At 58.3% G+C, this 23,833-nt stretch carries 19 protein-coding genes; 8 read left to right on the top strand and 11 right to left on the bottom strand.

Annotated features, from left to right (window positions below; all coding sequences use genetic code 11):
- Window positions 1-12 precede the first annotated feature (12 nt).
- The 4 genes from AC07W5_RS00165 to AC07W5_RS00150 all read left to right on the top strand — a co-directional run bounded on the left by AC07W5_RS00165 (window position 13) and on the right by AC07W5_RS00150 (window position 5,604).
- Complete coding sequence (locus tag AC07W5_RS00165) at window positions 13-891, top strand: endonuclease/exonuclease/phosphatase family protein (protein WP_494991140.1); 879 nt, start codon at window positions 13-15, stop codon at window positions 889-891.
- On the top strand, window positions 888-3,026 hold the full coding sequence (locus AC07W5_RS00160; protein ID WP_495022583.1) for a GGDEF domain-containing protein: 2,139 nt from the start codon (window positions 888-890) through the stop codon (window positions 3,024-3,026). Before AC07W5_RS00165 ends, AC07W5_RS00160 begins: the two co-directional genes overlap by 4 nt.
- Before the next feature lie 103 nt (window positions 3,027-3,129).
- Entirely contained in the window at window positions 3,130-3,909 is a 780-nt protein-coding gene (locus AC07W5_RS00155; RefSeq protein WP_494991142.1) for an N-acetylmuramoyl-L-alanine amidase, read from the top strand.
- 75 nt (window positions 3,910-3,984) lie between these two features.
- Entirely contained in the window at window positions 3,985-5,604 is a 1,620-nt protein-coding gene (locus tag AC07W5_RS00150; RefSeq protein WP_495010570.1) for an EAL domain-containing protein, read from the top strand.
- Between the two features lie 15 nt (window positions 5,605-5,619).
- Here the strand turns inward: AC07W5_RS00150 and AC07W5_RS00145 are convergent, their stop codons facing one another.
- Window positions 5,620-7,413, bottom strand: a complete 1,794-nt coding sequence (locus tag AC07W5_RS00145; protein ID WP_495022582.1) for an ATP-binding protein — start codon at window positions 7,411-7,413, stop codon at window positions 5,620-5,622.
- Between the two features lie 10 nt (window positions 7,414-7,423).
- Window positions 7,424-8,770, bottom strand: a complete 1,347-nt coding sequence (algB, locus tag AC07W5_RS00140) for a sigma-54-dependent response regulator transcription factor AlgB (protein ID WP_494991144.1) — start codon at window positions 8,768-8,770, stop codon at window positions 7,424-7,426.
- 429 nt (window positions 8,771-9,199) lie between these two features.
- Between algB and AC07W5_RS00135 the strand changes: the two genes are divergently transcribed.
- The 4 genes from AC07W5_RS00135 (at window position 9,200) to AC07W5_RS00120 (ending at window position 13,140) form a co-directional block, all read left to right on the top strand.
- The gene (locus AC07W5_RS00135) at window positions 9,200-9,487 is read left to right on the top strand and encodes a hypothetical protein (RefSeq protein WP_495022581.1); all 288 of its coding nucleotides are present in this window, start codon (window positions 9,200-9,202) and stop codon (window positions 9,485-9,487) included.
- A gap of 80 nt (window positions 9,488-9,567) precedes the next feature.
- Window positions 9,568-9,732: a DUF1328 domain-containing protein gene (locus tag AC07W5_RS00130; protein WP_494991146.1), complete on the top strand. Its 165-nt coding sequence runs from the start codon at window positions 9,568-9,570 to the stop codon at window positions 9,730-9,732.
- A gap of 742 nt (window positions 9,733-10,474) precedes the next feature.
- Window positions 10,475-11,806 carry a glutamate/aspartate:proton symporter GltP gene (gene gltP, locus AC07W5_RS00125; RefSeq protein ID WP_494991147.1) on the top strand — a complete coding sequence of 444 codons (1,332 nt, stop codon included), beginning with the start codon at window positions 10,475-10,477 and terminating at the stop codon, window positions 11,804-11,806.
- 104 nt (window positions 11,807-11,910) lie between these two features.
- Complete coding sequence (locus AC07W5_RS00120; RefSeq protein ID WP_494991148.1) at window positions 11,911-13,140, top strand: nucleoside recognition domain-containing protein; 1,230 nt, start codon at window positions 11,911-11,913, stop codon at window positions 13,138-13,140.
- A gap of 48 nt (window positions 13,141-13,188) precedes the next feature.
- Here AC07W5_RS00120 and AC07W5_RS00115 read toward each other — a convergent pair whose 3' ends face one another.
- The 9 genes from AC07W5_RS00115 to AC07W5_RS00075 all read right to left on the bottom strand — a co-directional run bounded on the left by AC07W5_RS00115 (window position 13,189) and on the right by AC07W5_RS00075 (window position 23,415).
- Complete coding sequence (locus AC07W5_RS00115) at window positions 13,189-13,845, bottom strand: ABC-type transport auxiliary lipoprotein family protein (protein WP_495010556.1); 657 nt, start codon at window positions 13,843-13,845, stop codon at window positions 13,189-13,191.
- Window positions 13,842-14,780 (bottom strand): MlaD family protein, encoded by a 939-nt coding sequence (locus tag AC07W5_RS00110; RefSeq protein ID WP_494991150.1) that lies wholly within the window; start codon window positions 14,778-14,780, stop codon window positions 13,842-13,844. Before AC07W5_RS00110 ends, AC07W5_RS00115 begins: the two co-directional genes overlap by 4 nt.
- Before the next feature lies 1 nt (window position 14,781).
- Window positions 14,782-15,585: an ABC transporter ATP-binding protein gene (locus AC07W5_RS00105; protein WP_495010557.1), complete on the bottom strand. Its 804-nt coding sequence runs from the start codon at window positions 15,583-15,585 to the stop codon at window positions 14,782-14,784.
- A complete protein-coding gene (locus tag AC07W5_RS00100; protein WP_494991152.1) occupies window positions 15,582-16,730 on the bottom strand; it encodes an ABC transporter permease in 1,149 nt (382 codons plus the stop codon). Before AC07W5_RS00100 ends, AC07W5_RS00105 begins: the two co-directional genes overlap by 4 nt.
- 54 nt (window positions 16,731-16,784) lie before the next feature.
- Complete coding sequence (locus tag AC07W5_RS00095; RefSeq protein ID WP_495022580.1) at window positions 16,785-17,828, bottom strand: DUF5924 family protein; 1,044 nt, start codon at window positions 17,826-17,828, stop codon at window positions 16,785-16,787.
- A 47-nt stretch (window positions 17,829-17,875) separates the two neighbouring features.
- Window positions 17,876-19,270: a M16 family metallopeptidase gene (locus AC07W5_RS00090; RefSeq protein ID WP_495022579.1), complete on the bottom strand. Its 1,395-nt coding sequence runs from the start codon at window positions 19,268-19,270 to the stop codon at window positions 17,876-17,878.
- 99 nt (window positions 19,271-19,369) lie between these two features.
- Window positions 19,370-21,028, bottom strand: a complete 1,659-nt coding sequence (locus AC07W5_RS00085) for a Na/Pi cotransporter family protein (protein WP_494991155.1) — start codon at window positions 21,026-21,028, stop codon at window positions 19,370-19,372.
- Window positions 21,029-21,255: 227 nt separating this feature from the next.
- A complete protein-coding gene (locus tag AC07W5_RS00080; protein ID WP_494991156.1) occupies window positions 21,256-22,023 on the bottom strand; it encodes a TerC family protein in 768 nt (255 codons plus the stop codon).
- Window positions 22,024-22,107: 84 nt separating this feature from the next.
- A complete protein-coding gene (locus AC07W5_RS00075) occupies window positions 22,108-23,415 on the bottom strand; it encodes a CitMHS family transporter (RefSeq protein ID WP_494991157.1) in 1,308 nt (435 codons plus the stop codon).
- Window positions 23,416-23,833 lie beyond the last annotated feature (418 nt).

The following is a 23,833-nucleotide window of genomic DNA, read 5'->3' as shown; positions in this document are numbered from 1 at the left end:
GCGGCGCCCACCATGCGCCGCTGGGGTACTGAGCGTGTCGTTGGCCTGCATGACCCGCAGGTCAACGCGCATCATCTGGAGTCGACGGGCTTGCCCGCAGACAGTCGTCTGCGTTTGCTCAGTTTCAATATTCAGGTTGGTATCAGCACCGAGCGTTATCGGCATTATCTGACCCGTGGCTGGCAGCATCTGTTGCCGCACACCGGGCGAGCAGACAATCTGCAAAAGATCGGCAATCTGCTGGGCGATTTCGATCTGGTCGCCTTGCAGGAAGCCGATGGCGGCAGCCTACGGTCGGGCTACGTCAACCAGGTCGAGCACCTGGCCCAACTCGGCGCCTTTCCTTACTGGTATCAACAGCTCAATCGCAATCTCGGTCGCTTGGGGCAGCACAGCAATGGTGTGCTCAGCCGCTTGCGTCCGTGGGTTATCGAAGATCATCCATTGCCGGGTCCGAAGGGCCGTGGTGCGATTCTGGTGCGCTTCGGCGAGGGACCGGAAGCGTTGGTGGTGGTGATGATGCATCTGGCGCTGGGTGCCCGTACCCGAACCCGACAGCTGGCCTATATTCGCGAATTGATTGCTGGGTACAAACACCAGGTGCTGATGGGTGATATGAATACCCATGCCGGCGACTTGCTGCAAAGTTCCCCATTGCGCGATCTGGGTCTGCTCGCGCCACAGCTTGAGGCGACGTTTCCCAGTTGGCGCCCGCAACGATGCCTCGATCACATTCTGCTCAGCCCGAGCCTGACCCTTGAACGGGTCGAGGTGCTGGCTCAACCCATTTCCGATCACTTGCCGGTCGCGGTAGAGATTCGGCTGCCGGGTTCGCTTACGGCTGACGCATTGCCCGCATTGAGTCTTGTCCCTCGCGGATCCCTTGAATGAGCGACGAAGCGCAGCGCTGGAAAGAAAAGTACCTCAAGAGCATCGAGCAGCAAGAGAAGCTCGAGCGCCGATGGGATGCCCGCCTTGATTTGCTTCGCCGAGGGTTGGTTCGCAGCACGCTGGCGGCGGAGGGCACTGACCGGGCCGTTGACCAGTGTATGAAGGAAATGCGTGAGGCTATTCGCACGGACGATATGGACGCGGCTTTGGCAGCGTTGCTGCCACGCCTGGAAAAAGCCGTGCTCGATTCCGAGCAGCGCCGGGAAACGCGCGTTGATCAAATGGGAGCAGCGCTGACTGCTCTGGTCACACAATTACAAGCCTTGCCGCTGCCTCGAGAAGTGAGTCGGCCGCTCAAGAACTTTGCCCGGCAACTGGATGGGCGTGTCAGCCAGGCCCGTGAAATCCCCTTGCTGCTTGGTGAGCTGAGCGGCTTGCAAGGCCGGGCGCTGAGCTTGCTGGAGAACCCTGAAGAGCCGAATCGTCCCGGCTTGTTGCAACGTCTGTTCGGTGGGCGGGAAACCGCGGACGTTGTGCCGCAGGCTAATGCTTGCTTGGTGGCGTTACCAGGTTCGAATCCCGCTGAACAGATTCAGATGCAGGCCGTCGAGACGACGCTTGAGCCTGTTCGTGACTATTTCCAGCCTGTTCCTGTCGCTCCAAGCGTTGTGGCGATCACGCAGGAAGTGCCGTTGCCGGCCGTAGAAATGCCGGTATCCGTGGTTTCAGTGGTCGAGTCGGTTTCGAATCCAGAGCTGACTGATAAAAAACCACACATCGAAGTGCAGGCTTTTGTCCCTCCAGTGCTGGAGTCAGAAGGGCTGAGGGCTCCTCAACTGTCAGGAGTCGAAGAACTCGTCGCTGCACCGCAACCGACTCTGACTGCGAGCCCCGAAGACTCACTCGCTCAGGTTGATATCAATCCTGACGAACTGATATCCCCTGTGCCCTCGGAAACCAGACACGAAACACCTGACCTCCTCGACAGCCTGCCTTCGCCGTCAGCTACGGCGCAGGCGTCGGTGGCCTTTGATCCAGAGCAGCCTGAGCAGGATGTCCACTACGCCTTGCCTGATTCACCAGAGCCTTCTTACAGCTCGGTGGCCAGGCACATAGAAGACACGCTGCTGGGTCTGCTCGACGACTTGTCCCTGCCCGAGCGCCACCGACCGCAAGCCGAGGCCATGCGTGATCGACTGCAAAACGGTCTGAACTGGTACGAACTGCTACCAATCCTCGACGATTTGGCCGTCTTGATGCTGGCGATCACCAACAGTGGACAACATGAGTTTGAGGTTTACCTCAAGCAGCTCAACGAGCGGCTCGAGTCATTTCAAAGCAATCTGCAGGCGGCCAGCGACGGTCATGCGGACAGCCGTTCAGCTGCGCGAGAAATGGATACCCAGATCCGCGAACAGGTCGATGGCTTGCAGAGCAGCGTTCAAGATGCGGCAGACCTGGACAGCCTCAAGCATGTGTTGGAGAACCACCTTGAGGGTTTGCTCGGCACCATGGATCAGCACCGCAAGCAACGCGATCAGCGTGAGCAAGAGGTCGCCGGGCGTCTGCAAGGGCTGGCCGAACGCGTGGCAAGCATGGAGCAAGAGGCTCAGGGCTATCGCGAGCACCTTGAGGAGCAACGGCAGAAGGCGCTGATTGATCCGTTGACCGGCCTGCCCAACCGAGCTGCTTGGGGTGAGCGACTGGATCACGAAGTTGCTCAATGGCAGCAGAATGGCAGCACACTTCTGTTGGCAATGCTCGATCTGGACCACTTCAAGCGAATCAACGATAACTATGGCCATCTGGCTGGTGACAAGGTTCTGAAAATCATTGCCGGCGTCCTGCGCAAGCGTATGCGCGGCTCGGACTTCATCGCCCGATTTGGTGGTGAAGAATTTGTCCTGTTGGCTCCCAATACCTCATTGCCGGTGGGTTCAAAACTTGCCGAAACGCTGCGGGCAGCCATTGAGGCTTGCCCGTTTCACTTCAAAGGTGAGCGGGTAACGATAACCGTCTCCATGGGCATGACGGCATTCAAACCGGGTGAGCGCAGCGAAATGGTGCTTAAAAGAGCCGATCAGGCGCTTTACCGCGCCAAAGATGCCGGGCGTAACAGGGTGGAACTGGGCTGATCCCGATTGTTCCATTTTGTTTAATCTCGGGCTTTTGCCGGTCCATCCAGAGGGCAATACGTTACACTGTTGCATTACTGTCTTCAGCGTACTGCACACTGCCATGAAATTTTACTCTCTCGTCCTGTCGCTTCTTGTGTTGGCCGGCTGCGCCAGCGGGCCTCGACTCGACACCCGTCATCCTTCGGTCAATTACGATAACCGTGTTCAGTTCGTGGTGGTGCATTACACCAACGCTTCGCTGGAACGCTCGCTGGCACTGTTGACCCATGGCGACGTCAGCAGTCATTACCTGATTGGCGACAACAATCCGCCGACTATCTATAAGTTGGTTGATGAAAACCTGCGGGCCTGGCATGCAGGGGAAAGTGAATGGCAAGGCCGGACCTGGTTGAACTCCAGCTCCATCGGTATCGAAATCGTCAATCCGGGCTACCGCGAGACACCGACTGGCCGCGTCTGGTATCCGTATACCGAGGGTCAGGTCCAGGCGTTGATCGTTCTGCTCAAGGACATCAGCAAGCGCAACAACATCGACCCGCGCCATATCATCGGGCATAGCGATATCGCTCCATTGCGTAAACTCGACCCGGGCCCGTTGTTCCCCTGGAAGCGTCTGGCTGACGAGGGGCTGGTGATCTGGCCGAACGCTCAGGCCGTGGCACGCCAGCAAGCGTTGTTTGCGGCTGAACTACCGAGCATCACCTGGTTTCAGGAAGAGCTGGCTCGTCTGGGCTATACCACGCCGCAAACCGGCCAACTGGATGTCGCGACCCGTCATGTACTGGCGGCGTTCCAGATGCATTATCGACCGTCACGCTTCGACGGTATGCCAGACGCGGAAAGTGCAGCAATTCTGCAGGTCTTGAACCAGACAAAATAATGACGCCGCCCGACGGTCCGGGCGACTTCTCAATCAGTTGCTATAACTCATTGGTAATCCTTTGGATATTCAATGATGCCGGCCGCTGGCGAGACGCTACATAGTTGGTTTCATCGCCCGTGGTTTCTGGCGATGCTGGCGGCTGTGCTCAGCGCGGCGTTGTTACTGCTGGGCAGTCTGGGCGTGGCGCTGCATCAGGTGCAACAACGCGAAAGCGAGCAGATGAATGCTCAGGGCGAGCGTTTTCTTGAGCGTCTTGAGCAACTGTTCGGCCAATTGCGTGAAGGTCTCGATGAGCTGGAAGCCCAACCATTGCGTGGATGCAATGCTGAAATGGTCGCGACATTGCAAAAGGTCAGCTTCAGTTACCGCTTCGTTTATGAAGCGGCTTATATCGATGCCACTCAGTCCTGCTCAAACCGGCCGCGCCAGGACACCCTTTCTTCCCCAGGGCCTCCAGACATCAAGGGGCCGACCTACAGTTACTGGTTGAATACCTCGACAGAACCTAATGAAAACCGTGCAGCATTGATGCTCGGACGGGGCAACTTTCGTGTGGCGACCTCCCGAGGTCATTTGACCGATATGGTCGACCTGCACCCGGGCAGCAGCTTGCTGGTAGTGCTCGACCATGGCACCAGAGCGATCCCGGTACTGGGCGCGGCTCAACCCTGGCCACCGATCCAGCCGTGGCCTCCAGTGAGCCGTGACGCCCTTCAGGTCACGCAAGACCAACTGATTTACCGAATGCCGACCAACAACCCGGAGTACCAGCTTGTACTCATGACCCCGCGTACAAGTTTGCAAGTGGAAATGACTACGGCATGGCGCTGGTTGTTACCGATAAGTCTTCTATTAGCGATTTTTATCGGGTGGCTGGTCTTACAGTTGGCTCGCCAGCGTCAGTCATTGGGTGGCGAGTTACAGGGCGCTCTGCGTCGTAACGAGTTGCAGGTCTTGTACCAGCCGATTTTCGAGCTCAGCAGTCGTCAATGTGTCGGCGCCGAAGCACTGCTGCGTTGGCGTCGGCCAGACGGCACATTGACCAGCCCGGATCTGTTTATCCCTATGGCGGAAAATACCGGGCAAATCCGACAGATCACCGATTTCGTGCTGCAGCGTTTGCTTGAGCAGTTAGGCCAGCTGTTACGCGCCAATCCGCATCTCTACATCTCGGTCAATCTGGCGGCCTGCGATGTGATGGTTCCGCGCATCGGGCAGGTTATGGCCCGTTTATTGGCCATGCATCGGGTCGCAGCGCGACAGATTGCCTTTGAGGTTACCGAGCGTGGCCTGATCGACGTGGTCGTCGCGCGGGACAACCTGCAGGCCTTGCGCGATGCCGGGCATCAAGTGCTGATCGATGATTTCGGCACGGGCTATTGCAGCCTTGCGTATCTGCAAACCCTGCCTGTGGACTGTTTGAAAATCGATAAAGCTTTTATCGATGCCTTGGGGCACGATGCTGCCAGCAGCGGAGTGGCGCCGCATATCATTCGCATGGCGCATGCCTTGCAACTCAAGGTGATTGCCGAAGGGATCGAATATGAAGCACAGGCCTCGCTGTTGAGTAGTGAGGGTGTGAATTACGGGCAGGGTTGGCTGTTTGCCCATGCCCTGAGCGCTGTGCAGTTCATTGAGTTGATCACCCGCGGTCGCCGGATGGCTGCGCGGCGACTGGATGATGAAGCCTGATTGTGCGCCGCGCGCCTACAAAGGAAGCGCCATGTAGAACTGCGAGCCCTGCCCCGGCCGTGAGTAGACGCCCATCCTCCCGCCGTGCAATTGCACGATTTCCTTGCACAACGCCAGGCCCAGGCCTGCGCCACCCTTCTTGCGACCGACCTGAACGAAGGGTTCGAAAATCCGCCCCTGTTGGCCGTAAGCGATGCCTTCGCCGTTGTCCTCGACGCTGATAATCACTCGCTCACCATGTCGGCGTGCTTGTAAGCGGACCTGGCCGTGCCGCGCGGTATGGCGTAGCGCATTGGCAATCAGGTTATCCAGCACCCGTTCCAGCTGTGGGTGGTCGACTTGTAGCCTGGGTAGCTGTGTTTGAACCTCCACCAACAACTCGATGTCTTGCTCGTGGGCTTGCTCTGCGAAGCGAGCTTGAGCGTGTTCGAGCAGTTCATCGATGGCGCAGGGCACAAGGGTGAGCTTTTGCAGGCCGTTCTGATAACGTGAGAAGTTCAGCAGGTCGTTGATCAGCTGCATCAAACGCTGCATTTCTTCGTTGACGGTGTTTAGCAGGTCGGCTTCGCGAGAGTCATCAGCAAAATGCACGCGTTCCTGAAGTAAGCCAAAGGCCATGTGCATACCGGTGACCGGTGTGCGCAGCTCATGTGAGGCACGTAACACGAATTCACTTCGGACCCGTTCGAAGGCCCGCTGTTCGGTGACGTCATGCAGCACCATGACCGCGCCAAGAATGTGCCCTTGGGTGTTGTGGCTGACCGGTGTCAGGCTGTAGGTCAGCAGCCGCGATTCGCCATCAACCTCGATACTCAAGTCCTCAGGCGCCCGTTCCAGACTGCCGCCACGCAGGATCAGCTGTAGTTGCTCATCGAGCTCCGCGCGTTCAAGGGCGCTGCCCAATCCCTGACCCAGACGATCTTTGTCCCAGCCCAATTGCCGTTGCGCTACTGGGTTGAGATGTTCCAGACGGCCCTGGCGGTCGATCATCAGCAAGCCGTCATCGATGCTGTCGAGTACCGCTTGCAAGCGTTGCTGGCCGGCGAGTAACTCATCGACGTTGGTGGCCTGATGCTGACGCAGGGCTTCGGCCATGATCCCGAAACGGCGGGTCAACAGGTTCATTTCCGCAACCGCCGATATGGGCAGCGTCACGTCGAAATTCCCTTGACCGATATTGTCCGCAGCCTTGGCCAGCGCCTCGATAGGGGCACCGAAGCGTCGGGCAATGCCGTGGGCAGTAATGAAACCGATGATCAAGACCGCCAATCCCACCAGCCCGAGCAATCCTGAGATCAATAGTGCGCGCTCGCGAGTCTGGTACTGGGCTTCATTGATGCTATCCAGTGTCAGTTTGTGTTCGGTGATCAGGCCGTTGCGCAGCACATTGAATTTTTCGGTCAGGTTATGGTTGCCGGTCAGGCTGCCCGAGAGATCCCGAGAGTGGCCGAATGCTTCGAGAAATTTCAGGTAGTCAGCTCGGGCCTGGCTGAAGCCGGTGTGCTGGCCACCGGTGCTTTGCTCGTGCTGGATGCCTTGATCGAGCAGCTCGAAGTAATGTTGCCTGGATGCCTCCAACGCCGCCAGGTCAGGTTTTTCGTTGAGCATGATGATCAACTGGTCGTCCAGGGTCTGTCGCAGTTTGAGTCCCAGATCAAGGGTGATGAAGTCGTTGTGGATCAGCGAATCCTGGGTACTGGCCATCTGTATGATGCCCATGAGCCCGAGCAGAAGCCCAAGCAGGGCGACGGTGATCAGCGCCGAGATACTCAGAAACAGCCGAGTATGCAGTTTCATCGCGAGCTTCATGGGGCGCCGCTCATAGGTTGTACTGTTTGCGTTTTCGGTACAGCGTCGAAGCATCGATGCCGAGGGTTTTGGCGGCTTGATCAAGGGTGTCGCTAGTGGCCAGCACTGCGCCGATATGGGCTTTCTCCAACTCGTCCAGGCTTAACGCCGCACCAATCCGCGGAGCGTTGCTGGTCGCTTGTTCGGCCATGCCCAGATGGTTGATTTCTACCCGTTCCTGAGGGCAAATGATGCTCGCGCGCTCGACCACATTGCGTAATTCGCGGATGTTGCCCGGCCAGCGATAGTTGAGCAGTGCTTCGCGCGCTTCATCGCTGAAGCCGCGCGCCGGGCGCGCGTATTCCTTGACGAAGCGGGCCAGAAAGCGATCCGCCAGGGTCAGAATGTCTTCACTGCGCTCACGCAGCGGCGGCAGGTGCAAGGTGATGACATTGAGCCGGTACAGAAGGTCCTCACGAAAACGTCCGTCGCGGACCATGTCTTCGAGATTGAGGTTGGTCGCGGCGAGGATGCGCACGTCCGCGCGACGGGTCACCGGGTCGCCGACGCGTTCGTATTCCTTGTCCTGAATAAATCGCAACAGTTTGGGTTGCAAGGTCAGCGGGAAGTCGCCAATTTCGTCGAGGAACAGTGTCCCGCCATCGGCCTGGTTGACCCGTCCGAGGGTGCTTTCGCTGGCCCCGGTAAAAGCCCCGCGGCTGTGGCCGAACATCTCGCTTTCCATCAGCTCGGCGCTCAGCGACGGACAGTTGATGGTGACGCAGGATTTCTTCGCGCGTTTGCTCCAGCCATGAATGGCTTGGGACAGCTCGCCTTTACCGGTGCCGGATTCGCCAAGAATCAGAATGTTGGCATCGGTACCGGCGACCTGGCGTGCGGTTTCCAGTACCACTTTCATCGCCGGGCTGTGAGAGTCCAGGCCGTCCCTGGATTTGCGTATTTCCCCTTCGAGCGCTTCCAGGCGCGCCGAGAGCTGGCGCATTTCCAGTTGCTTGGCAGTGGCAAGGCGCAATTGGTCCGGGCTGCAGGGCTTGACCAGGTAATCCGCGGCACCGGCCTGGATCGCATCGACTGCGGTATCCACCGCCGAGTGGGCGGTGACGATCACCACACGCATCCACGGTGCTTGAATGCGCATCTGCGCGAGCACATCGAGGCCATTGTCTTCACCCAACCGCAGGTCGAGGAAACACAGGTCAAACACCTGACGTTGTAATAAGGCGTCGGCTTGGGCTGCGCTGTTGGCAGTGGCTACGGTATAGCCTTCGTCTTCCAGGCAGAAACGGAAGGTGCGCAGGATGGCGGACTCATCATCTACCAGAAGAATACGGCCTTGATGTTCCGTGGCTGATTCCATTTCCCACGCTCCATTAGTGAGTCATCTTATTTAGTCCCGGAAAAATCGGGCAAGTTGCATGGTCGATTCTGATTGATTCCACTAGATGCAGGTTAGCGACCTATTGATTTGTTTATAACATGCTGATTAATAAGGGTTTTATGTAGAAGCCTGATTGCTCCTTGACCCTCCCTTCTGACATCCACCGCTATCTTCCGGCTCCAGGGCTTTTCAATTCCCTCCCTATGGATCGTGCATTACGCACGACCCATAGGGAGTCATCGTGCAAGATGCGTTTGAAAGCACTTTTGTAACGTTTATAACCTACTGATTTGTTTAACTTATTGTGAAATGAAAGCTGGCATGCAGGCTGCAACAGTTTGAATAGCCAAAGGCGCTATTGAAGGGCGCCTTCTTCCGAATGACCACCCGTATGGGAGGAGCTTGAGGATGAATCGCCAACGTCTCGCCCAAATGCATATTTCACTACTGCATATACAGCAAGGACTGTTTGCAAGTTTGGCACTGCTTGTCATGCTCATTGGTGGTCAGCAGTTTCAGCGTTGGGGTCAGAGCCAGCAGGAAATGGCGCTGCGTTTGCCACCTCAATACACAAACCAAATGCATTTCAGCGCGCTCAGCAGCCAGTTTGCTGACTCTGCCCCAGTGCACCTGATGGGTGTTGACCAGGCACAGGCAGTAGTTGAATCCATTCCTCAGGAGCGTTGGGTGTTTTAGGCATAAGACCGGCGTGGGGGAAGCTGCACCAGGAATCGCGATACAAGCAACACTCCATTAGACGCGTAAGGAGAATTGTTATGTTGAGCTGGGCAATCACATTCTTGATCATTGCCATTGTGGCTGCGGTGTTGGGCTTCGGTGGAATCGCGGGCACCGCCACGGGTATCGCCAAAATTCTCTTTGTCGTGTTCCTGGTGATGTTTATTGCGTCTTTCTTCTTTGGCCGTCGCGACCGAGGTTGAATACGAGCGTTTTGTTAAAGACACCGAGTTCTGCTCTGGAAAGAGGCCCTGGCTTCTTTCTATTTGCGCCACCCGATGAAGGCAGGCGTATGACCAAGGGGTCGGGACGTTCTGATTGATGTGGAATCGGAGTGACCTAGGGGTACAAGGGGTGCCTCCGTAAGGGCCGGGTCAGGAAAAGCTGCGCCGCAAGTTCACGAGTCGTTGAGGATTTCGCGGACCTGCGGCGCGCTTGAACACGCAAAGGCTTGTTCTAGAGCGATCCGCTGGATCCTCATGCGCTTATCCCCTGAAATGTCCTTTCTGCGTTTTTCTCAACCGGTTTACGGTGCTTTATCGCGACCGTATATCGAGAAACTCGTCTTTTATTCGGGCTCTGTTTTCGCTCCTAGGCGTAGGAAATTTCCCGGATTTCGTCGTTATTCATGCCGCCAATAAATCCCGCATATCGCCTGTAATGGCCGTCTCATGGCGCTTATGACTTCTTTAGTGTCGTATTCGAACCGGTTGGGACGATGGGTTTGTTCAAAAAAGCTCATGCCGATTCGGCATAGGGTAGGCGTTTACAGCATTAGACGCGCCTCTCTTGCATCGGAATAGTTGCGCCTTTTTCCGCCAGCCAGAGAGCCGTAAATGCTCGCTCGCGGTGATTTTTTACGGGGGCAGATGCACAGACTTTTCCGCACTTGAGCGTTCCAGTTCGCGCATCTTCCCGAGTCCACTTATAAGAAAGGGTAATGATATGAAGAAGGCAAAGCTTAGCCTCGCCTGGCAGATCCTCATCGGTCTGGTTTTGGGGATTGCAATTGGGGCGCTGCTCAACCATTTCAGTGCCGAAAAAGCCTGGTGGATCAGCAACGTCCTGCAACCGGCGGGCGATATCTTTATCCGGCTGATCAAAATGATCGTGATTCCGATCGTGATCTCCTCGCTGGTCGTCGGTATTGCCGGCGTGGGTGATGCGAAGAAGCTCGGGCGCATCGGTCTCAAGACCATCCTTTACTTTGAAATTGTCACCACCATCGCCATTCTGGTGGGGTTGGTGCTGGCCAACCTGTTTCACCCAGGCTCGGGCATCGACATGAGCACCCTGGGTACTGTGGATATCTCCAAGTACCAGGCGACCGCAGCCGAGGTTCAGCATCAACACGCGTTCATCGAAACCATCCTCAACCTGATTCCATCGAACATTTTTGCCGCCATGGCGCGTGGCGAGATGCTGCCGATCATCTTCTTCTCCGTACTGTTCGGTCTCGGTCTGTCGAGCCTGCAATCGGATCTGCGCGAACCGCTGGTGAAGATGTTCCAGGGCGTGTCGGAAAGCATGTTCAAAGTCACCCACATGATCATGAGCTACGCCCCGATTGGCGTTTTCGCACTGATCGCGGTGACTGTTGCCAACTTCGGTTTCGCTTCCCTGCTGCCGCTGGCCAAGCTGGTGATCCTGGTCTACGTGGCAATCGCCTTTTTCGCCTTCGTGGTACTGGGCCTGGTTGCTCGTCTGTTCGGCTTCTCGGTGATCAAGCTGATGCGCATCTTCAAAGATGAGCTGGTACTCGCCTACTCCACTGCCAGCTCGGAAACCGTGCTGCCGCGAGTGATCGAGAAGATGGAAGCCTACGGCGCGCCGAAAGCCATTTGCAGCTTCGTAGTGCCGACCGGCTACTCCTTCAACCTTGACGGTTCGACCCTGTATCAAAGCATCGCGGCGATCTTCATCGCGCAGCTGTACGGCATCGATCTGTCCATCAGCCAGCAATTACTGCTGGTGCTGACCCTGATGGTTACCTCCAAAGGTATCGCCGGTGTGCCGGGTGTGTCCTTCGTGGTGCTGCTGGCGACTCTGGGCAGTGTCGGCATTCCATTGGAAGGTCTGGCGTTCATCGCGGGTGTCGACCGCATCATGGATATGGCCCGTACTGCGCTGAACGTGATCGGCAACGCCCTCGCTGTATTGGTCATCTCCCGTTGGGAAGGCATGTACGACGACGCCAAGGGCGAGCGCTACTGGAACTCCCTGCCGCACTGGCGCAGCAAAGAGCCGTTGCCCAAGGGTGAAGTCTCCAACAGCTAAGCTCCTTCGAGCCACGCACCTACAACAAACCCCGGGAAACCGGGGTTTGTTGTTTCTGGTATCTGACCGCTATTATTCGCCGCATCTTTTGGGGGATTTAACTGATGCTCAACGGCCTATGGCTTGGCTTCTTCATCGTGGCTGCCGTTTCGGCACTGGCGCAGTGGCTGATTGGCGGTAATGCCGGGATATTCGCGGCGATGGTGGAAAGTATCTTCGCCATGGCCAAGTTGTCGGTGGATGTAATGGTTCTGCTGTTTGGCACCCTGACCCTCTGGCTGGGCTTTCTGCGGATCGCCGAAAAGGCCGGGATCGTCGACTGGCTGGCCAAGGTGCTGGGTCCACTGTTTCTGCGCCTGATGCCGGAAGTACCCGCTGGCCACCCGGCCATTGGTTTGATCACCCTGAACTTCGCCGCCAATGGCCTGGGCCTGGACAATGCGGCCACGCCGATCGGCTTGAAGGCCATGCGCGCCTTGCAGGAGCTCAACCCCAGCACGACCACGGCGAGCAACGCACAGATTCTGTTTCTGGTGCTGAACGCTTCATCGCTGACCCTGCTGCCCGTAACGATCTTCATGTACCGCGCGCAGCAAGGCGCTGCCGATCCAACACTGGTATTCCTGCCGATCTTGCTGGCCACCAGCGCCTCGACCCTGACGGGTTTGCTGTCGGTGGCAATCGTGCAGCGCTTGCGGCTGTGGGACCCGGTGGTGCTGGCTTATCTGATTCCGGGTGCGCTGGTGTTGGGCAGCTTCATGGCGTTGCTGGCGACGCTTTCCTCCACAGCTCTGGCAAGCCTCTCGTCGATTCTCGGTAATCTGACGATGTTCGGGCTGATCATGCTGTTCCTGGTGATTGGCGCGCTGCGCAAGGTCAAGGTTTACGAAGCGTTCGTCGAAGGCGCCAAGGAAGGCTTTGATGTCGCCAAGAACCTGCTGCCATATCTGGTGGCGATGCTCTGTGCGGTAGGCGTATTGCGGGCGTCGGGGGCGCTGGACTTTGGTCTGGACGGGATTCGTCATCTGGTGGCATGGGCCGGCTGGGACACGCGATTCGTCGACGCGTTGCCGACGGCGATGGTCAAACCCTTCTCTGGCAGCGCCGCTCGGGCAATGCTGATCGAAACCATGAAAACTCAGGGTGTGGACAGCTTCCCGGCACGGGCGGCGGCCGTCATTCAGGGCAGCACGGAAACCACCTTCTATGTGCTGGCGGTGTACTTCGGTGCCGTCAACATTCAGCGGGCTCGCCACGCCGTGGGCTGCGCGCTGCTGGCTGAATTTGCCGGTGTAGTGGCGGCAATCGGGGTGTGTTACTGGTTCTTTGGCTGAGCCGGAAAGCGAAAGCACACATGCCCCCGCAGCAGCTGCCGAAGGCTGCTACAAGGGGCTTGTGCCGCTCTTGATAACCAGAGCATGTCTCTGCCCCTGCTCTACTGCCCAGCTAATTACCTGGCCAGTCAGCTTGTCGCTGGCCTGACCGAAACCTGCGACCACCGCCGGGACTTTCGGATCGCTCAGCGGTTGACGCACTTCAAAGCGGCGGCTGGCGATGATCCGTTGATCATTGCCGCGCACCAGTCGTGCATCCAGGCGAACCACCACTTCCACGGCGCCACCCTGATACTCGGTCTGAAACGCCTGCAATTCCCCGCCTAACTCGAAATCAGCCTGCAGATTACTGTCGTCGGTACTGAGCAACTGCACCCGTCCGTCATGTTGAAAGGCGTCGAGCAGGCGGTTGCGTAACAGGATTGGCGCCGGGTCGCTCCAGCGTGAAGCCTTGTAGCTGCTGATCAGATCGCCCTGTGGCACGACGGCAATTTTCGGACTGTTCAAGGTTTCGCTGGCTTGCGGTTTGGCCAGGCGCAATGACCATGGCAGCGCACTGCCGCGAGGCGTCGGTGTGCTGCTCTGCGCCGTGGGTAGCCGATAGACATCGGCCGGTTCCGACTTGGGCAGGATCGAGCAGGCGCCGGTCAGCGCGAAGCTGGTGATCAGTGTGAGGTGGCCGACTACACGGCAGGCGAGCTTCATGGCGTGAACTCCTTGTTCTTGTCGCTGCCCAGCAGGTAACCACTGGGGTTGGCTTCCAGACGGTTGGAGATAGCTCGTAGCGAATTCAGGGTCTCGCGCAGTTCACGCACGGCCGGGGCCAACCCGTTCAATCCCTGCATACCGTTGTTGAGCGAGTCCTGATTGTCTGTCAGCAGTTTGTTGATGGTCGCGCTGCTCTGCTCCAGAGACTGCATGGCCTGTTTGGCACTGCCGAACATCTGCTTGCCCTGATCGTTGAGCAAACCGTTGGCATTGCGCATCAGTGTGGTGGTTTGTTCCAGGGTGGCACTGGCCTGTTTTCCTACAGAAACAAGCTGCTGCATGGTCTGGCGAATGTCTCCACGCTGATCGGCGATGGCTCCGGTAGTTTGCTCCAGATGCTCGAGAGTGCTGCTGATGCGCTCAACGTTATCTGGCGACATCATTTGGTTGGCGTTGTTAAGTAGCAAGTTGACGCTGCTAATCAGGTCATCGCTATTGGTCAGCAGCCGGGCAATCGGCGACGGCGAGGCGACGATCTCCGGCAGATTACCGTCGTGCCCTCTGAGTTCGGGGCTTTGCGGCGTACCACCGCTGAGCTGGATGATTGAGGTGCCGGTGATCCCGGTCAGGGCCAGTTTGGCCTGAGTGTCTTCCTTGATCGGGGTTTCGCCGCTCAGACGGATTCGCGCCAGCACCCGGCGCGGGTCTTTCGGGTCCAGTCGCAGCGAGATCACGTCACCAACCTTGATTCCGCTGTACTGCACCGGGCTGCCCTTGGACAAGCCGCTGACCGCCTCATTGAAGACGATCTCGTAATCCTTGAATTCGGTGTCGACACTGGATTTGGCCAGCCACAGACCGAACAGCAAGGCGCCTACCACCACAATCACGGTGAACAGGCCGATTAATACATGATGGGCTCGGGTTTCCATGTCATACCTCGTTGAGCTGTGAAGCTGCTTGGAATGCCGCGCGGCCGCGAGGGCCATGGAAGTATTCGTGAATCCAGGCGTCGTCGGTCTCGGCGACTTTGTCGATGGCGTCCGCCACCAGCACTTTTTTTTGCGCCAGCACCGCGACCCGGTCGGTGATGGTGTACAGCGTGTCGAGGTCGTGGGTGACCAGAAACACGCTCAGGCCCAACGCATCGCGCAGGGTCAGGATCAACTGATCGAAGGCGGCGGCGCCAATCGGGTCGAGACCGGCAGTCGGCTCATCGAGAAACAGGATGTCCGGGTCCAGCGCCAAGGCCCGGGCCAGCGCCGCGCGCTTGATCATGCCGCCGGACAGCGAGGACGGGTATTTTTCCGCGGCCGACAGCGGCAGACCGGCCAGCGCGAGTTTCACCGCTGCCAGGTGTTCGGCGTCGGGACGGCTCAAACCCGCGTGCTCGATCAGCGGCAGCGCAACGTTTTCGGTGACCGTCAGCGAGGAAAATAACGCGCCCTTCTGAAACAGTACACCCAAGCGCCGTTCCACCCGCGAACGCTCGTGTTCTGGGAGGTTCGGCAAATCCTGGCCAAACACCCGCACCGATCCTTCGCTGGGCCGACGTAGACCAATGATGCTGCGCAACAGCACGGACTTGCCACTGCCGGAGCCGCCGACCACGGCGAGAATCTCGCCCTTGTACAAATCCAGGTCGAGATTTTCATGCACGCTCTGGCTGCCGAAGCGATTGCACAGCCCACGGACCTCGATCACCGCCTCGGCGGGCGTACGGGGTAAACGACTCACCAGCCCATCTCCATAAAGAACAACGCGGCCACGGCGTCGAGAACAATCACCACAAAGATCGACTGCACCACACTGGAGGTGGTGTGAGCGCCTACTGATTCGGCACTGCCACTGACCTTGAAACCTTCCAGACAGCCGATCGCTGCGATCAGGAAAGCGAAGATCGGTGCTTTCACCATCCCGACCAGAAAGTGCTGAATCCCGATATCAGATTGCAGCAGTGAGAGAAACATCGCCGGCGAAATACCCAGCGAGAGCGCACAGACCACTCCGCCGCCGACAATGCCCGAGAGCATCGCCAGAAAGGTCAGCATCGGCAGCGCCACGAGCAGCGCCAGAACGCGGGGCAGTACCAGCAGCTCGACGGGATCGAGGCCGAGTGTACGAATCGCGTCGATCTCTTCGTTGGCCTTCATTGAGCCGATTTGCGCGGTGAACGCACTGGCTGTTCGCCCGGCCATCAATATCGCGGTGAGCAACACGCCGAACTCCCGCAGGAAGGAGAACGCGACCAGGTCCACGGTAAAGACGCTTGCACCAAAACTGGCCAGCACTGTGGCACCGAGAAAGGCCACTACCGCACCCACCAGAAAGGTCAGCAAGGCAACGATAGGCGCCGCGTCGAGGCCGGTCTGCTCGATGTGCGCGACCGTCGGAGTGATGCGCCAGTGCTTGGGCCGCAACAGGTTGCGCACCAGCGTTTGGAGGATCAGACCAATAAAGCCCAGCAGTTGCAAGGTGTCCTGCCAGACCGCGTCGACGGCGCGGCCGATTCGGGTCAGCAGTTGGATGCCGACGCTCACCTCAGGTTCTTTGACCGGTACACAGAAGTCGGTCAGCGAGCAGTAGACGGTTTGCAGCAGCGCGCGGTCGGCGGAGGACAGGCTGCAATCGGGATGTTCGGTGGATTTGCCAAGCCGCTCGGCGCCCAGCAGTTCTACCAGTAGTGACGCTCCGGCGGTGTCGAGCGCGCCGAGGTTATTAAGGTCGATGTGGGTAGTGTCGTCGTACTGGCCGTGAAGATCATCGGTCAGCCGCTTGAGATCGGTGTAATGGGCAAGCGTCCAGTCGCCCGTGACCCGCAGCCGCACAGGGGTGTTCGACGTATCCAGTTGGGCGTTGCCGGCCATCGTGCTACTGCTCATAAGCTCTGTGCTTGTTCGGCTATTACACAGTGCTACGTAATAGCACGATCACGGTTACTTTGCCTCGCCAGGCGTCTCGACGCCTTGGCCTTTGTCGGTCACGTCAAAGCGCAATACGCCGATCATCTGACCGTCTTCGGTCAGCACGCGAACCTGCCAGCGGCCAACCGGATTGTCCGGAAAGTTCTGTTTGTGGGTCCAGGCCCGGTAGCCTTCCTTTCGCCCACCGTGAATATCCAGGGCGATGCGGTCGACCTCTTTACCCTCAAACTGCCAGACGTGGTAAATCCGCTCGTCCAGCCCCCGTGGCGCGTTGATCGCCGTGTAGGCATACAGACCGCTGCTGCGCACCTGGCTGGCGCTGACTTCGTCCAGGTCGTCGCCTGGGGTTCTGCCCTGGAGTTCAGTGCTGATCGCCACCTCGGTCATCCACAGGGTCGCCGGTGGCACCCAGGAGCGCAGCAGCCAACCGGCGCCGCCGATAGCCAATGTTATCCCCAGTAACATCAGCCCTCCGCGCCAGTTGCGGATTGGAAAACTCGACGCCAGGCTCGGGAAAGACAACAGCATGGCGATGCCCAGCGCCAGCATGAAGCTTTGAGTGGTGGTCAGGTGCACAATAATCGGCAACGCCGTCAGCAACGCGGCAAACAACGTCAGGGTGTGCAGTGCCAGAAACAGCCAGCGGCGTGGTGCCAGCCATTTGTAATACAGCGGATCGGTAATCGAAATCAGTGCCGCCGCGCCGAGCAGACTGGTGAATACCAGTTGCCCGCTGTTCCAGGTGGTGGTGATAAAGAAGAACGGCAGGACGAAGAACAGACTTTCCTGATGGATCATCTGCGTCGCATAACGCAGCAAGGGCTGCGGGATCTCGCGCTTGAAGACCTTGGTGAACAGCTGGGTGAGACTGTTTTCCAGCATCAGCCAGACCCAGCTCACCAGCATGATGGTTGTGATCCAGGTCGCCAGGCTTTGCTGGCGATCCACCAGAATGAAGCTGCCGATCCCAGAGATAAAACCGCCGAGTGCTATCACTCCTGGATAGCGTTTCATCAGCTCCAGCATGCGCTGTATGTAAAGAGTCCAGTCAGGCATTCGGCGGTTCGCAGTCTCAAGGGAAAAATCCCCGACAGAATAACGTCTTAGCTGCGTCTAGAGCGGATCTGTTTACGATAAAACCGCCCGCCGAGCAGTAACGTCATCAACAGAGCGAATATGCCTGCAACCAGCCCGCTCAACGCGTCATAACTGAGCAAGGGCTTCTCGATGCGCAAGTAGCCGGGCTGGTTGAGCAACTGGCGCATGGCCTGGTTGGCTTGCTCCAGGCTGACTGCTTGCAGGCGTCTGGCCGGGTCGGCAAAACGCCCATCCTCGTAATCGCCCAGCGCGCTCCAGTAGTAATCGGCCAGAGCGCTATTGCCTTGCACTGCCCACGCCTGACGGGCAACGGCGGCCTGCTGCAGGCGAGCGAAGGTGGTGGGGTCGAGTCCGTCCTTGAGCAGGCGGGCCTTCATGTCATTGAGCACTTGCTCAGCCTGCGGCAGATCATCGCGCTCCAGGTCGGCGTTCAGGCTGAAAAAACCGACGCCACCGAACACTTCGCGTTCGCTCCAGGGGCCGTAGGACAGCCCATGGTCCAGGCGCAGTTGGCGATACAGCTCCCAATCCAGGTAGTCCTTGAGCAGGTCGAAGGTTTCGTCGGGTTGGTTGTCCAGTACTGGCTCGGGGAATAGCCAGTGCAGTTTGGCGCCACCACCGGCCCAGCCCTGGATCAAGCTGCGCTGCGGGGCAGCTTTGGTCTGGATTTCGGGCAGTGGCAAGTGCTCGCTGGGGTCGACCGGATCCAGTTGCCCATAGGTGCGTTCCAGATACGCCGGCAGCAGGCGGTCAAGTTCGCCGACGACGATCAGGGTCATGTTGTTGGGGGCGTACCAGGCTTTGCGCAGTTGCTCCAGTTGTTCGCGGGTCAGGTGGTCGACCTCGGCCCGCTCGGTGCATTTGAGACCGAGTTCCACCGCCAACTGATTGCTGGCCTTATGACCCAGGTCCTGGCGGTCCAGCCAGCGCTGCAGGTGCGAATAATGACCGCCATCTTCACGTTCGACGACTTGTTTGGCGGCAGCGATGGCAGTGTCGTCAATCTCGGTGCGGGTCAGCAGTGCCAGTAACAGATCGAGGACTTTGCGTTGGTTCTTCGCTGGGGCTTCGATGACGAAAGTGGTGTCGGCGTTGCTGGTGTAGGCGTTCCATTCGCCGCCCAGTGCCTGCATGCGTTCTTCCAGCCCGCCCTCACCGCTGGCATCGATGCCGCTGAACAGCAAGTGTTCGAACAGGTGCGGGAGCTCCTTGTTGGCACAGCTGAAATCATCCAGGCCAACGCCGACTACCAGACGAATCGCCACATGGCCGCGTTCGCTGCCGGGTTTGAGCAGCAGTTGCAGGCCGTTGGGCAGCATATAGCCCTCGACCTGGAAACGATCCAGGGCAATAGAATGGGTTGAGCCGAGCAACAGAAAAACGAACAACAGGCAACGCATGACGGGCTTCCTGGCGGGGTAGGAGCTGCCGAAGGCTGCGAACGATCCGCGAAACGGTCGCGCTTTCAGTTTTAACTGACTTCTACCAAAGCCAGACGTTCAAGGCGAATGTGTGATGTCAGCAACATCGTCCACCGCCAGCGCTCCGGTGTCGGTGGTCTCCAGCACCGCATAGGCGCTGCTGCAGAACAGCGAATTCAGACGCTTCATGTCTGCAATCAACTCCAGATGCAGCGAACTGGTCTCGATGCTTTGCACGATCTTGCGTTGCAGACGGCTGACGTGAGCATGGGCCAGACGCCGTTCCAGCGCGCGGAAGCGGCGTTTTTCACGCAGCAGTTGCCGTGCGCTTTCCTTGTCGGCGCTGAGGAATACCGACAGGCCCAGGCGCAAGTTGGCGATCAGTTGGCTGTGCAAGTCCACCAGTTCTTCCAGGCCCACATCGGAGAAGGAGCGGCGTTGCGAGGTCTTCTGCTGTTGAACCTTGCGCAGCATGCGCTCGATCAAATCCCCTGCGAGCTTCAGGTTGATCGCCAGCTCGATGATTTCGGCCCAGCGGCGGCTGTCCTGCTCGCCGAGGTCCTCGCGGGGCATCTGCGCCAGATACAGCTTGATCGCGCTGTAAAGCACCTCAACGTCGTCGCTCAAACGGCGTACTTCCAGGGTGACAGCGGTTTGTTTACCGCGCAGCACATCGAGCATCGCTTCAAGCATGTTGTCGATCAGGTCGCCGATACGCAGGGTTTCCCGCGCCGCGTTGGCCAGCGCCAGGCTCGGTGTGACCAGGGCAGTCGAGTCCAGGTGGCGGGGTCGAGCCAGCCCGTTTGCTTCCGAGCGCTGGGGTAGTAGCCAGCTACAGATCCGTGCCATCGGCCCGACGCTGGGCAACAACAGCAGGCAGCGCACGGAGTTGTAGAGCAGATGAAAACCGATCACCAGCCCTTGAGGTCGGAAGTGCAGAGCGTCCATCCACTTCACTAGCGGAGTGAGTACAGGGATGATCAACAGCAGGCCGATCAGCTTGTACAGCAGGCTACCCAGTGCCACTTGCCGGCCAGCGGCGTTCTGCATGCTGGTACTGAGGAAGGCCAGCACACCACTGCCAATGTTCGCTCCGATCACCAGGCCGATGGCCACTGGCAGGCTGATCACGCCCGCGCTGGCCAAGGTCGCCGTCAGCAGGACCGCCGCAAGGCTGGAGTAGGAGATCATCGCAAATAGCGCGCCGACCAAGGCGTCGAGCAGGATATCGCCGGTCAGGGAGGCAAATACTACCTTCACGCCTTGCGCATGGGTGATGGGCACAGCGGCTTCGACGATCAGTTGCAGGGCGAGAATGATCAACCCCAGACCGATGCCAACCCGCCCCAATTGTCCGACGCGGGTCTGTTTACGCGACAGAAAGAAAATCACCCCAAGAAAAATCAACAGCGGCGACAGCCAGGACAGGTCGAGGGTCAGTACCCGCGCCATTAACGCTGTACCAACGTCGGCGCCCAGCATGGTCGCCAGCGCAGGTGTCAGCGCCATCAAGCCCTGGCTAACGAACGAGGTGACCAGCATGGCCGTGGCGTTGCTGCTCTGGACCATGGCGGTTACCAGAATTCCGGCGACAAAGGCCAGCGGGCGCCTGGACATATTCTGGCTGATCACGTGGCGCAGATTCGAGCCGTAGACCCGCAGGATGCCGGTTCGGACGATGTGCGTGCCCCAAATCAATAAGGTCACGGCGGATAGTAAATTGAGCAGGGTCAGCATGCTGGGGCCCCTGTGGTGAATAGCGCCCCAAAGGGGCAAGTCGACGGTGCCGCGCGACGTCTTACGTTCTGTACTTAAGCTGTAGCTGGCTAAGGTGTTGGGCGCCAGCATCGCATAGCTAAAGAGTCGATTGAAACAAAACTGTCATTAATTCAGCTTCTTTTGTGACAGCGTGCAGGCGCAAAAAAGGGGCTCGAAAGCCCCTTCCTTAACTGCGCGCTCTCAGGTTATTGACCCGGAATGTCCTTGCGTAGTTTCACGGGATCTTGTTGTTTGCGCTTTTTCGCGATGGCAGTACGCATCTTGATGTTGATCGCTTCCACCGCCAGCGAGAACGCCATGGAGAAGTAGACGTAGCCTTTTGGTACATGCACATCGAAGGCCTCGGCAATCAGGACCGTGCCGACCACCAGAAGGAACGACAGCGCGAGCATTTTCAGCGACGGGTGCTTGTCGATGAATTCGCTGATGGTGCCGGAAGCCATCATCATCACCAGTACCGCGACGATAATTGCAGCGATCATGACCGGCACATGGGAAACCATGCCGACTGCGGTGATCACTGAGTCCAGGGAGAAGACGATGTCGATGATCGCGATCTGGATGATGGTGTAAAAGAAATTACCGCCCTTGCCTGTCGGCTCGCCGTCGGTTTCATCTTCGCCCTCCAGCGCGTGGTACATCTCCTGGGAGCTTTTCCAGAGCAGGAACAGGCCACCGAAGAACAGGATCAGGTCGCGACCGGAAATACCCTGGCCGAATACCACGAACAGATCAGCCGTGAGACGCATAACCCAAGTGATCGACAGTAACAACAGAATCCGCGTGACCATGGCCAGCGCCAATCCGAAAATCCGCGTGCGCGCCTGCATGTGCTTGGGCATGCGGCTGACCAGGATCGAGATCATGATGATGTTGTCGATGCCCAGGACGATTTCCAGGGCGGTCAGCGTAAAGAAGGCAACCCAGATTTCCGGGTTGGTCAGCCATTCCATGTGTATTCCTTTGAGCGAGTGTTAAACCGCGCCGGGCCATGCTTCGAGAATCGAAGTTCAGGCCCGGCGCGGTGAGTCTTGGGCCTATAGAGTGCTGAACAGCGGAAAAATCCCCATCAGCAAAGCAGCGAACATTATGCATAGGCATACCAGCACTGCCCACTTGAGGGTGAAGCGCTGGTGATCACCGAATTCGATTCCGGCCAGCGCCACCAGCAGATAGGTCGACGGCACCAGCGGGCTCAGCAAGTGGACGGGTTGACCGACGATCGAAGCACGAGCCATCTCCACAGCCGTGATGCCGTAGTGGCTGGCGGCTTCGGCGAGAACCGGTAATACGCCGTAATAAAAAGCATCGTTGGACATGAAGAAGGTGAACGGCATGCTCACCAGCGCAGTGATCATGGCGAGGTACGGGCCGAGTGCGTCCGGGATCACCGACAGCAAGCTTTTCGACATCGCGTCGACCATGCCGGTGCCGGACAGTATGCCCGTGAAGATACCCGCGGCAAAAATCAGCCCGACCACTGCCAGTACGCTACCGGCGTGGGCCGCGACGCGGTCCTTCTGTTGCTGCAGGCATGGGTAGTTGACGATCATGGCGATACTGAAGGCGACCATGAACAACACCGGCAATGGCAGCAGACCGGCGACCAGTGTGCACATCAGCGCCAGAGTCAGTGCGCCGTTGAACCAGATCAGTTTCGGACGACGGGCATCCGGGAACTGCGAAACGCTGATTTCGCTGTGGTCGATTTCGTCACCATGCAGGTGCAACTCACCCAGACGCGCACGTTCGCGTTTGCCGTACATGTAGGCAATGACCAGGATCGCCACGACACCGGCGAGCATCGCCGGGATCATTGGAACGAAGATGTCCGACGGGTCGACATGCAGGGCGCTGGCTGCGCGAGCAGTCGGGCCGCCCCACGGCGTCATATTCATCACGCCGCCGGCGAGGATGATCAAACCGGCCATGATCCGCGGGCTCATGCCGATGCGGCTGTAGAGCGGCAGCATGGCGGCCACGCAAATCATATAGGTTGTGGCGCCATCACCGTCCATGGACACGATCAGTGCCAGTACCGCGGTACCGACCGAGACTTTCAGCGGATCGCCCTTGACCAGTTTGAGGATCTTGCGCACCGCCGGGTCGAACAGTCCGGAGTCGATCATCAAGGCAAAATAGAGAATGGCGAACATCAGCATCACCCCGGTCGGGGCTAGTTTGGTGATGCCTTCGAGCATCATCGGGCCGATTTTCGGTGCAAAACCACCGAATAAGGCGAACAGGATCGGAACGATGATCAACGCGATCAGCGCCGACAGGCGCTTGGTCATGATCAGGAACATGAACGTGATGACCATGGCAAAGCCAAGGAAAGTCAGCATAGGAATACTCCAGGCGTAGCGCGGCTAGGGAATGGCGAACCGATTGGGGTCAGCGCAGAACGGAAAGCACGAGGCGTACGGGGGGAGTTGGGGCAAGCAGGCGGGTCGCAGCAAACATCAGAATCACCATTGTTGTTGTTAATTGGGCCGCATGAGGTCGAAACGCTCGCTTTGGCCAACCGGTCTGGTGCCGGCAGTGAGGGCGATCCTAATCGTGGAAGCTTTCAGCCAGCTTTCGCTGATGAAATGACTGACGAGTTGTATGTCGGACGTATCCAGGACTTGTAGCAGCTGCCGCCAGGCTGCGTTCGGCCGCGAAGCGGTCGTAAAATCAGGCACCGCGGTTTTTCAGGTTAACCGTGGAGGCAGGATTTACGACCGCTTCGCGGCCGAACGCAGGCTTCGCCAGTTGTTACAG

It is taken from the genome of Pseudomonas sp. GW821-FHT01E05 (genome assembly GCF_059422425.1).
This window is presented reverse-complemented; position numbering and strand designations above follow the sequence as displayed.